Annotated in this window: 9 protein-coding genes; 5 read left to right on the plus strand and 4 right to left on the minus strand. The window is 42.7% G+C overall.

Annotated features, from left to right (window positions below; genetic code table 11):
* Positions 1 to 114: 114 nt before the first annotated feature.
* Both RMX89_RS07255 and RMX89_RS07260 read right to left on the minus strand, forming a co-directional pair.
* Positions 115 to 1,068: a heme o synthase gene (locus RMX89_RS07255; protein WP_322688434.1), complete on the minus strand. Its 954-nt coding sequence runs from the start codon at positions 1,066 to 1,068 to the stop codon at positions 115 to 117.
* 300 nt (positions 1,069 to 1,368) lie between these two features.
* Positions 1,369 to 2,304 (minus strand): heme A synthase, encoded by a 936-nt coding sequence (locus RMX89_RS07260; RefSeq protein ID WP_322686460.1) that lies wholly within the window; start codon positions 2,302 to 2,304, stop codon positions 1,369 to 1,371.
* Between the two features lie 404 nt (positions 2,305 to 2,708).
* Here RMX89_RS07260 and RMX89_RS07265 point away from each other — a divergent pair, with 404 nt between their 5' ends.
* The 3 genes from RMX89_RS07265 to RMX89_RS07275 all read left to right on the plus strand — a co-directional run bounded on the left by RMX89_RS07265 (position 2,709) and on the right by RMX89_RS07275 (position 6,465).
* Positions 2,709 to 3,800 carry a cytochrome c oxidase subunit II gene (locus tag RMX89_RS07265; protein WP_322688435.1) on the plus strand — a complete coding sequence of 364 codons (1,092 nt, stop codon included), beginning with the start codon at positions 2,709 to 2,711 and terminating at the stop codon, positions 3,798 to 3,800.
* A 144-nt stretch (positions 3,801 to 3,944) separates the two neighbouring features.
* Complete coding sequence (gene ctaD / locus RMX89_RS07270; protein WP_322686462.1) at positions 3,945 to 5,681, plus strand: cytochrome c oxidase subunit I; 1,737 nt, start codon at positions 3,945 to 3,947, stop codon at positions 5,679 to 5,681.
* A gap of 157 nt (positions 5,682 to 5,838) precedes the next feature.
* Positions 5,839 to 6,465, plus strand: coding sequence for a cytochrome c oxidase subunit 3 (locus RMX89_RS07275; RefSeq protein WP_104909637.1), 627 nt, complete (start codon positions 5,839 to 5,841; stop codon positions 6,463 to 6,465).
* 1,192 nt (positions 6,466 to 7,657) lie between these two features.
* Here the strand turns inward: RMX89_RS07275 and RMX89_RS07280 are convergent.
* Entirely contained in the window at positions 7,658 to 7,798 is a 141-nt protein-coding gene (locus RMX89_RS07280) for a hypothetical protein (RefSeq protein ID WP_322688436.1), read from the minus strand.
* On the opposite strand from RMX89_RS07280, the gene RMX89_RS07285 reads away from it, so the two are divergent.
* Together RMX89_RS07285 and RMX89_RS07290 are read left to right on the plus strand one after the other, a co-directional pair.
* Positions 7,797 to 8,954, plus strand: a complete 1,158-nt coding sequence (locus tag RMX89_RS07285; RefSeq protein ID WP_322688437.1) for a serine/threonine-protein kinase — start codon at positions 7,797 to 7,799, stop codon at positions 8,952 to 8,954. The two genes, RMX89_RS07280 and RMX89_RS07285, sit on opposite strands and share 2 nt — an antisense overlap.
* A 256-nt stretch (positions 8,955 to 9,210) precedes the next feature.
* Entirely contained in the window at positions 9,211 to 10,284 is a 1,074-nt protein-coding gene (locus RMX89_RS07290; RefSeq protein ID WP_322688438.1) for a PstS family phosphate ABC transporter substrate-binding protein, read from the plus strand.
* Between the two features lie 93 nt (positions 10,285 to 10,377).
* Here the strand turns inward: RMX89_RS07290 and RMX89_RS07295 are convergent, their stop codons facing one another.
* Entirely contained in the window at positions 10,378 to 10,998 is a 621-nt protein-coding gene (locus RMX89_RS07295) for a Uma2 family endonuclease (RefSeq protein ID WP_322688439.1), read from the minus strand.
* Between the last annotated feature and the right edge of the window lies 1 nt (position 10,999).

Below are 10,999 nucleotides of genomic sequence, written 5' to 3' on the forward strand. Positions count from 1 at the left end.
AAATTTTATTTTTAATCGCAAATCCGCCAAACTCTAATTATTATGTATAATTTTTAATTTCCGAAAATGCGATCGCGCCCCTTTACCAAACGCGATCGCTAAATTTTCCATCCCCTATCCAATAAAATGCAGATGACTACTCACCGCACTAATTAAATTATGGGTAACGGGAAGACTATCAACTACCATCCCCAGACACAACAGCATCATGTAGGAGATGGAAAACAGAAACAACTCTTTAGCTACAGCGCGATCCTCTGGATTTTGCAACAACCGCCAAGATTTGTGGATAAATAATCCTCCCAGAATTACAGCGATCGCAGCATAAAGAATTCCACTCGCGCCCAAAGGATATACCAATAACACGGTTGCAAATACTGTTACCAGCGTATAGTACCAAATCTGCTTCACGGTTGCCGTATCACCTTCAATCACAGGTAGCATTGGTATCCCAACTTTTGCGTAATCATCCCGAATCATCAGAGCTAAAGCCCAGAAATGGGGCGGTGTCCACAAAAAGACGATGGCAAAAATTAACCATGCTGACCAGCTTAATGTGCCTGTGACAGCAGCCCAACCCACTAACGCCGGAATTGCCCCAGCAGCTCCACCAATAACGATATTCTGGGTACTGTGGCGTTTTAGCCAGTGGGTATAAACCAAAATATAAAAAACGATCCCAGAAAATGCTAGCAGGGCGGCTAACAGGTTGGCAAATACTGCTAGGAGTGTAAAGGAAATTGTCGCTAGTGCGATCGCAAAAATTAGAGCATCACGCGGCTGAACCTTACCGGATGGCATCGGACGATGGCGCGTCCGCTCCATATCATAATCAATATCTCGGTCATAGACACAGTTAATCGTCTGGGCGCTTGCAGCAGCCAAGGTGCCACCAGTGAGAGTTACTAGCAACAGCAATGGGTCTACTTCACCCTTAGCAGCAATCCACATACTCCCAGCCGTAGTAATCAAAAGCAACGGAATAATCCGAGGCTTGGTTAGCTGGTAGTAACTTTGAATTACCTGTAAAAATGTTCCGTGGTGGCGAGAGACATTAGTCTCAATCATTTTGGCTCTGGTTCCTTATTTTTCAACAACTTATATGCAGCCCCCGCTCAAGCTGGCTCTTATTAAGCAAACGAAAACACAGATTTTCTGCACCTGCATAGGTCGCAATACTCGCCGTTGCGGCTTTCGTCGTTTAGTGGAGAGTGGGGAGCAGGGGAAGATGAGGGAGCAGGGGGAGATTAAGGAGAAGAACCAATGCTCAATGACGGCAGTTGCTCTACTTGGGGAGACCCCATCGCCCTTGGCGTCTCCCCTTGGGAGAAGACCGCACTGCCTCCCCAATGCCCAATGCCCCATTCCCTACTCAGCACTCAGTACTCGTGACTCAGCACTCACAGAGTCACGCAGTGCGAGAACTGTGAAAACCACCAAAGTACCCAGCAAAGTAGCTCCTATAGCTTGGTGAGAGACGGTGAGAGGCTCTACTTGGAGATGTAATTTGAAAGTGGCGAATCCCAACAAGATTTGTAAGGTTAGCAACGCACCAGCCAAATTTGCCAGTCGCCGTAAGGCTGGATGTAGTGCTGGTGTCCGCCAACAGATAAATACTATTGCCAAGGTTGCCAAGGAAGGCGGCACCAAACCAGCAATATGACTGTACATTACAGTACAAAGTTGAGAACCGCCGAGGCATTGGTGTAGCGCCCAGCGAGAGCCTACCAAAGCACCCAAGAGACTTTGCAGGTAAACCAGAACAGTGGCAGTTAAACCGACCCAAGGCAACTTACCAACGGTTCCATTCCCCTGATAGGGAGTAAGTGCCGTGCCGATAATCAGCAGGGTGCAAAAAAATAACAGCGCCGTTCCTAAATGAGCGGTAACGATATCAAACCGCAACAGTTCGGTAACGGTGAGTCCCCCCAAGATGCCTTGGAAGACGATTAGAAATAGGGCGAATGTAGATGCCCAAGGCAGCCAAGAGGGTAAAAAACGACGATGCCACCACGACAAACCGAAGAGTGCGATCGCGCTTACACCAATTAAAGCTGCATCCAATCTGTGAAACCACTCCAAAAACACTTGGAGATTCATTTGCTTGGCTGGCACCAGTTCGCCATAGCATAAGGGCCAGTCTGGGCAAGCAAGTCCAGCATTCATCACACGGGTGGCGCTGCCTATTGCCATCAAAATTAAGGTGGCTATGCATATTTTCCACACCAAGCGACGAATCATTTCCTTGGGTTTTTGCTGCTGAAGCGCCGCTTCATTTTGTTGTTGTAGGACAAATTCGCTCATGAAGGATACCTTCTGCCCGCTCTTGGTGAATCTCTTAAAATTTTCAATTTTCTTTTAGTGTCCCATCTCCACCCTAGCGTATAGGCTATGGGTTTATAGATTAGCACTCACTTATACTTTGAATCACTCCAGAAAGGTTTTGCCTGAAGCTTTAGGTATTTTTCAAGATGTGAGAAATTGATTCATGGGAATAAATTTAAACATCCTAAATTTTTCCTTAAACTTTTTCACTGATTTTCATCTATTTTTGGCGTTGTATGATAGTAAACTCATACTCAAAATTAGTGAAATAGCCAAAAAAATTAATAAAAATTTCAGACCTTTCTCCCCCATGTCTGACAGCCTAGACTACCTTAGTAAGTGAGCAGCTTTAAGATAACGTAGTAAATTCAATTAAGTAAGCCGTGAAGATTCCAAGTTCAATCTGGACATTACTCATTGGCATCGTGCTAACGCTCGCCAGCCTTTGGTACGGTCAAAATCACGGTCTGTTGCCAGCAGCAGCCACGGATGAAGCCGTCTTAGTGGATGGTCTGTTCAACGCGATGATGATCGTTTCAACAGGTATATTCCTGCTCGTCGAAGGTGTTTTAATTTACTCTGCATTTAAATATCGTCGGCGTGCAGGTGACAATGAAGACGGCCCGCCAGTTGAAGGCAATGTACCTCTAGAAATTCTCTGGACGGCGATCCCAGCAATTATCGTTATCGGTATTTCTGTTTACAGCTTTGATGTTTACAACGAAATCGGTGGCTTTGATCCCCATGCTATCCATGAAGCACCGATGATGAATCAGGAGTCGATGAAAATGCCAGGGCATGGGAGTGCTATGGCCGCAACTTTAAGCGATACTCCACCCAGCACCGAACCCAACCTCAATCAAGAAAAATCTGATGAGGCAATGCAAGACCCAGCTACCGCAGAAGTCCGCAATGCTGACCAAATTCCCCAACTGCGGAATGCCCCAGGTGTCGGTAGTGTTGCCCCGACGATTGGGGGAACTCCTGATAAAGCAGGTAAACCAGCAGAATTACAAGTCAACGTCACAGGTCTACAATATGCCTGGATTTTCACCTATCCTGAAACTGGTATAACTACAGGTGAAATGCACGTTCCTATTGGGCGAGAAGTGCAAATCAGTATGACAGCCAACGATGTCATCCACGCTTTCTGGGTTCCAGAATTCCGCTTGAAACAAGATGCGATCCCCGGTAGGCAAAGCGAGATTCGCTTCACCCCTCAAAAAGCAGGAGACTATACCCTGATCTGTGCAGAACTTTGTGGCCCCTACCACGGTGCAATGAGAGCGCCAGTAGTTGTTGAGCCACAAGAAGCCTTTGATAAATGGATGCAAGAACAGCTAGTTGCCAGCAAAGAAACGCTAAATCAAGCCATTGCTGTTAACCCTGCGAATCTATCCCCAAATGAATTTCTCGCTCCTTACACCAAGGATATGGGAATTAAGCCAGAAATCCTCCATCAAGTTCACAAATAGTCATTAGTCATTAGTCATTAGTCATTAGTCATTAGTCATTAGTCATTGGTCATTAGTACTCATACCAATGACAAAGGACAAATGACAAAGGACAAGTGACAAAGGACAAATGACAAAGGACAAGTGACAAAGGACAAATGACAAATGACCCAAGCTCAAGTGCAAGAAACTGCCAACGCCCCTGCTCTTGTTGAGGAGTCAGGGATCAGAAAATGGCAAGACTACTTTAGTTTCAACACCGACCATAAGGTGATTGGGATTCAATACCTAGTCACTACATTCATTTTTTACTGTATCGGTGGCGTGATGGCTGACTTGGTTCGTACAGAACTGCGAACTCCAGAAGTCGATTTCGTCACCCCTGAAGTCTACAACAGCTTATTTACGCTGCACGCCACGATCATGATTTTCTTGTGGATCGTGCCAGCTGGTGCGGGTTTTGCTAATTTCCTCATCCCTTTGATGATTGGGGCAAAGGATATGGCATTTCCGCGCTTGAATGCTGTTGCCTTTTGGATGATTCCGCCTGCGGGTTTATTGTTGATCGTCAGTTTAGTGGTAGGCGATGCACCGGATGCGGGTTGGACTTCCTACCCTCCCCTGAGCTTGGTAACAGGTCAAGTCGGTGAGGGAATTTGGATTATGAGCGTCCTCCTACTAGGTACGTCATCGATTTTAGGAGCAATCAATTTTCTCGTCACATTGCTCAGGATGCGTATCCCCGGTATGGGGGTTCATCAAATGCCCTTATTCTGCTGGGCGATGTTTGCTACCTCGGCGCTGACTTTGGTATCTACACCAGTGTTAGCAGCTGGTTTAATTTTGCTGGCTTTTGACTTATTCGCAGGAACGACATTTTTTAACCCAACTGGGGGTGGCGACCCAGTTGTGTACCAGCACATGTTCTGGTTTTACTCCCACCCAGCCGTTTACATCATGATTTTGCCCTTTTTTGGGGCAATTTCAGAAATTATTCCCGTGCATTCCCGCAAGCCGATTTTTGGCTATAAAGCGATCGCTTATTCGTCTCTCGCTATTAGCTTTCTGGGGCTAATTGTTTGGGCGCACCACATGTTTACCAGCGGTATCCCCGGTTGGTTGCGGATGTTCTTTATGATCACCACGATGATCATTGCCGTACCTACGGGAATTAAAATATTCAGTTGGTTAGCAACCATGTGGGGTGGGAAAATCCGGCTTAATACTGCCATGCTCTTCGCCATTGGCTTTGTTGGCACCTTTGTCATCGGCGGGATCAGTGGCGTGATGTTGGCAGCAGTGCCTTTTGATATTCATGTCCACGACACCTATTTTGTGGTAGCACACTTACACTACGTGCTCTTTGGCGGTAGCGTGTTAGGGATTTATGCAGGCATTTACCACTGGTTCCCGAAAATGACGGGACGAATGGTGAACGAATTTTGGGGTAAAGTTCACTTTGCCTTAACAATAGTTGGTCTAAATATGACCTTCTTACCAATGCACAAGCTGGGATTAATGGGCATGAACCGCCGGATTGCCCAGTATGACCCCAAATTTACCTTTCTCAACGAAATCTGCACTTACGGCGCTTACATACTAGCAGTTTCGACATTCCCCTTCATCATCAATGCGATTTGGAGTTGGTTATACGGTGAAAAAGCTGGTAATAATCCCTGGAGGGCACTTACCTTAGAATGGATGACAACCTCACCGCCAGCGATCGAAAATTTCGATCGAACCCCAGTACTAGCTACAGGCCCCTACGACTACGGTTTGGAAAAGGCTGACGAAGGTGTACCTTTATCCGATCCCAATCCAGTTTTATCTGGCGGGCCGAACTCAGTATTAAGAGCAGAACCCGATCCAGCGGTTGCTGCTAATCCCGAAGACCGGAAATAGAGTTATGAGTTATGAGTTATGAGTTATGAGTTATGAATGATGACTTTAATAAAGTTGTTAGTTCAAAATTTTTAACTCCTAATTTTTAACTCCTAACTTCTAATTCCTAACTTCTAACTCCCATTCCCCATTCCCCATTCCCCACTTATAAAAATTCATGCAAAGTCAAACTATTGACCCAGCTAAAACCGAACTAAATCATCACCATGCAGCGGAAGCGTCCGTCGGTCATCATGAAGAACATCCAGACCATCGGATGTTTGGGCTAATTGTCTTCCTAATTGCTGAAGGGATGATTTTTATGGGGTTGTTCGGAGCCTATTTGGCTTTCCGTGCTACCTTACCTGCATGGCCGCCAGCAGGTACTCCAGAATTAGAACTTTTGTTACCTGGAGTCAACACCATCAATCTAATTTCTAGTAGTTTTGTCATGCACAATGCCGATACTGCTATCAAAAAGAACGATGCGCGGGGTGCGCAAATCTGGTTAGCAATTACCGCTGCAATGGGTGCTATCTTCTTGGTGGGTCAAGTATATGAATATACCCATTTAGAATTTGGTCTAACTACCAATTTATTTGCGAGTGCATTTTACGTTTTGACTGGTTTCCACGGATTGCACGTTACCATCGGCGTTTTGGCAATCGTTGCCGTGTTGTGGCGATCGCGCCTTCCGGGTCACTATAGTAACGAAAAGCACTTTGGCATTGAAGCAGCCGAAATCTATTGGCACTTCGTTGACGTAATTTGGATTATTTTATTCGGATTACTGTATCTACTGTAAGTATTAATTAACTAGTTGTTTAATCCACGCGGACAACTTAATCAGCCCCCACTAGGGGGCTTTTTTAATTAACAGAATAAAAATATCAGTGAAAATGAACATAAAGACGTAGAAGTGCTACCCTTATGCAACAATACGCTTGGGTTAGCTCCAAAAACCTTAGACTTCTTGGCATTGTAGGGAAAAAAGTAAGCGGTAAAGGTTAAACAATTTTTCTGTATTGCCTTATACAAAGGTTATTAATATAAATAAGGCATATTTATTGCCTACCTAAAAAAGTTAAATAAAAATATATAAAAATCAGCTTCAACTATTTATTCCAACTATTACTTTTGCTAGATGCAACTGAGTGATTGAAAGTGATAAAAAGGCGAGTAAAGTAAAAGGTGGGAAAAGTCGGAAAAGTAGGATGTTTTAGAGAAAGTATTGAAGAACCAGTTAATATACTGTAAATTAATGTTATGAGGACTGAGTAAACCAATAAATAAAGTTCGCAAATTTATACGGATTTATATTTAAGGAAATATAATTCTCATATTTATTTTAGTCATAAAAGTAGCAAGAAACTTGAAGTTATTGGCGAGATTGCAAGTATTGTAATTCGCTTTGCTTTCTCATTGAAGTATTTTGATACCAATTCCAAAAATGTTTACGACAGATAACCCAACCTGCGCTGACACGCACCCTCCCCTTGCTAAGGGTAGGTAGGGATGGATTTTTTTTAACAATTGGTATCACACATATTAATTGGGGCATTTTGTGGAAGCGAATACGCATTAAAGATTTGCTATAATTATTAGTAAATTGAGATCGTAAAATGCGTGAGTAATTGAAAAGTTACACCTAACTATCTCAAAAACTTACCAAATCTTTTTTAGTTTTTTCGTCAAACTCACATCGATCTGACAACGCGATCGCAGTTAGTAACGACTAGAATCTGATGACAAAATGGTAGCGAACACTTTAAGTGCTATTTGTGCCTTGAAATTTCACTGCTCAACGTTTTGTCAGTAATCAGACTTAACAGTTAAAAGAATTAACCATCTTAACTCATAAATCTTATTCTCTGCCCACAGTTTAAATACTGTGGACTAGTGTTAAATTTACTTAAGTGATAATATTACAGAAGTATTTCATAAATTAATTTTGTATTAAGATACTTGTAAGGGTATTCAACAAAGCAGTCAAGCAACTAAGCACCAAAGGTATCCAAAGCATAGGTCGCGCGATGGCTAACTGCCGCAAAGATCGGCAAATCTAGCAGCAAGCAGTTATTAATAACCTCACTCAAGCTCTGAATGGTCAGTAAATTAAGAAGTAGTATACGCCACATGAGCCAGAACCCTCTAGTCAGAAAAACACTCCGAAGTCGCTTTGAAACTGTCAAAGTGATAGGAAGCGGAGAATCTGGTAATACTTACTTAGTAGGGGGTGCTATACGTAACAGACATCGCTCCTCTTTCAACAGAAAAACACTTCGGAATCGCTTTGAGATTGTCAAACAGTTAGGAAGTGGCGGTTCTGGTGATACCTACTTGGCCATTGACTTGGATTTACCAGGACAACCTCATTGTGTAGTCAAACATTTTCATCCAAAAGATTCTAACCCAGCTGTTCTACCCATTGCTAAAAAGCTATTCGATCGGGAAGCAGAAGTTTTATACCAGCTAGGCAACAACCACGAGCAAATTCCGAGACTGTTTGCTCATTTTAATGAAGACGGGGATTTCTATTTAGTTCAGGAATATATTGACGGTCATGCCTTGACTCAAGAAATTGTCCCAGGTCAGCGTCTCAACGAGAATACAGTCGTAAATTTATTAAAAGACATCCTAGAAGTACTGGCTTTCGTCCACCAACACGATATTATTCACCGAGATATTAAGCCTCAAAACTTAATGCGGCGGTACTCCGATCGAAAGATTGTGCTAATTGATTTTGGGAGTATTAAGAAAATTGGTGCTTTGGGAGCAGGCTTAACAATTGCGGTTGGGACTCCTGGCTATATGCCAAGCGAACAGGCTAAGGGCAAGCCAAAACTTTGCAGCGATATTTATGCAGTCGGGATGATTGGCATTCAAGCTTTAACAGGTTTAATGCCTGAGCAATTACCAGAAGATCCCACTACTGGAGAAGTTATCTGGCGCGACAAGGCAGAAATAAGTGATGCTCTGGCAAATATTTTAGATACAATGGTTCGCGATCGCTACAACCAGCGTTATCAGTCTGCCACAGAAGCTTTACAAGCACTTGATTCTGATGTAGCGTTATCACAGTCTTCACAATCTGCTGACATCAACTACAAAGCTGATGATACCAATTTGCTAACTTATAGAAACTTTATTTTGCTACTGGGTATTGGTCTTGGTGCAACTACGAGTTTGATAGTAATAGTTTTAATCTATACATTTATTAATACGGGGACATCGCTTCCAAACCAACCTACTCCACTAAAGAGTTTTATAGAAAGATTGAGTTCCCGTTATTAACTAATATAAGTAGTCTACTAGCTAAATCAGCAGCTAATAAAAGAATCTGTCAAAGCAATTGCACCATTGCAAAAACTACCAAAGAGTAAATTTAATTTCACTAAATTAGAAAAGTTAATTATCTAGCAGCAATCATCAAACTGGCTATTAACTAGCTATTACAAATTTACTGTAAATTTAAATATTTCAAGATTACTGTAGGATAAATACCTAGATATTCCTGTAAGATAAATACAATGAAACAATATTTAAAAAAATGGACAATACAAATCAAAGAAAAGCTTTAATTAACAGCGAAATCTCCCTCTTTCTTAGAGGTTTGATTATTGGTAAAGTTCTCACACTTATGGTTATTGGCGGATTACTTTGGTGGTTATTGAAGCCAAATATATTGCCCCGCAACAGCGTTAATTCCTCTAATCAAAATTTCAATCGCGTCTCTAAGAATGAATCAACTTTTCAGACAGTTGCTGATGTTCCCCCTGCATCATTCAACTACGGAGGTAGTACCGCTTGGGCATCTATTCGGCAATTGGTAGATTCTCAGATCCAGAGCGATCGCCCGGAACTACGATTACGCTACGTAAACCCTGTTAATGGTAGTCCTGGTTCTAGCTCTGGCATTCGGATGTTGCTTGATGGGAAAATAGACTTTGCTCAGTCTTCCCGTCCCCTCACAAATGAAGAACAAGCTATGGCAAAAGAGCGAGGCTTTACCCTTGAGGAACGCCAAGTGGGTAAAGATGGGATAGCAGTGGTAGTCAACCCATCACTCAATGTGCCTGGTTTAACTGTTGACCAATTGCAGCAAATTTATTTAGGTAAAATTACTAACTGGAATCAAGTCGGCGGGCCAAATCTACCCATCACAGCTTTTTCGCAACGACCAGAAGACGCAGATACAGTAATATTTCCTAACAATAGCGGCTTAAAAGGGCAAGCATTTGGCTCTAATGTGCAATATGTCTACTCTGCTACAGAGGCAGTGCGCCAACTCAGTAAAACTCCTGGTGGTGTGTATTATGCTTCTGCCCGTTCGGTAGTCTTTCAATGTAGCGTGAAGGCTTTACCATTGGGTCAGACTTCCGATCGGCTAATTACCCCTTATCAAACGCCGATGGTTTCGCCTGAAAAGTGTCCGCGTCAGCGCAACCAGCTAAATACTCAGGCGATCGAAAATGGCAGCTATCCGATGATTGCGAATTTGTTTGTGATTATTAAGCAGAATAAAGGACGGGAACAGCAGATTGGAAATGCTTATGCCAATCTTTTATTAACCGATCAGGGACAAAGGGCAATTGAGAAAGCTGGTTTTGTTGGCGTTCGCTAGTAGATTTGCAGGACAATTGAGCAAGCTTTCCAGAGATACCCGACTTGTTTAAGAGGTCGGGTATCTAAAAGTATAGACTGTGTGCGATCGCGGCTAGAACTGGGAACTACCAGCTTGCAGAATCTGTTGAGCAATCAGGTTTAGTTCGGGAAAAATAGGTGATACGATGCGGTCATCGCCTCTAAATTGAGTAACTCGGTATTCACCGTCAACTAATTGGTAGATAGAGATAGTAGGTTGTCTAGGATTACCGATAAACTTTTTACCACCGATAGCTAAATAATCAACAATCCAATATTCTTTTATCCCTATTTGTTCATATTCACCTAGCTTTTTATAATAATCATCCCGCCAGTTAGTACTAATAACTTCAATCACTAAAGGGATAGAATCGGCAAACTCAACCGTAGAATATTTCTGCCAAAGTAGCTCTAATTTTAAAGCAGGATGGTTGAGTAATAGCAAGTCTGGAGAATAGCAAGACTGACTAATAGCAGATTTAACTAATGCTGTTTTTGGGATGAAATAAGGTAGACCATTGCGAACGTACTCAACTGCAATTTTTTCAACCAAAAACCCGATAATATCTTCATGGTCTCCTACTGATTGTGCCATTTCAACAATCACGCCATCATGTAATTCATACCTTCCACCTTCAGGACGCCAAGCTGTAAAATCTTCAAAGGTTACTAATTTGGGTATAGCTTGAGTCATA

Source organism: Nostoc sp. DedSLP04 (assembly GCF_034530775.1).
GTDB lineage: Bacteria > Cyanobacteriota > Cyanobacteriia > Cyanobacteriales > Nostocaceae > Nostoc.

Excerpts from the sequence above, each read along its gene's own strand:
- RMX89_RS07255 (WP_322688434.1), bottom strand. The coding sequence starts at position 1,068 with ATGATTGAGACTAATGTCTCTCGCCACCACGGAACATTTTTACAGGTA.
- RMX89_RS07260 (WP_322686460.1), bottom strand. The coding sequence starts at position 2,304 with ATGAGCGAATTTGTCCTACAACAACAAAATGAAGCGGCGCTTCAGCAG.
- ctaD (WP_322686462.1), top strand. The coding sequence starts at position 3,945 with ATGACCCAAGCTCAAGTGCAAGAAACTGCCAACGCCCCTGCTCTTGTT.
- RMX89_RS07275 (WP_104909637.1), top strand. The coding sequence starts at position 5,839 with ATGCAAAGTCAAACTATTGACCCAGCTAAAACCGAACTAAATCATCAC.
- RMX89_RS07285 (WP_322688437.1), top strand. The coding sequence starts at position 7,797 with ATGAGCCAGAACCCTCTAGTCAGAAAAACACTCCGAAGTCGCTTTGAA.
- RMX89_RS07280 (WP_322688436.1), bottom strand. The coding sequence starts at position 7,798 with ATGTGGCGTATACTACTTCTTAATTTACTGACCATTCAGAGCTTGAGT.
- RMX89_RS07290 (WP_322688438.1), top strand. The coding sequence starts at position 9,211 with ATGGACAATACAAATCAAAGAAAAGCTTTAATTAACAGCGAAATCTCC.
- RMX89_RS07295 (WP_322688439.1), bottom strand. The coding sequence starts at position 10,998 with ATGACTCAAGCTATACCCAAATTAGTAACCTTTGAAGATTTTACAGCT.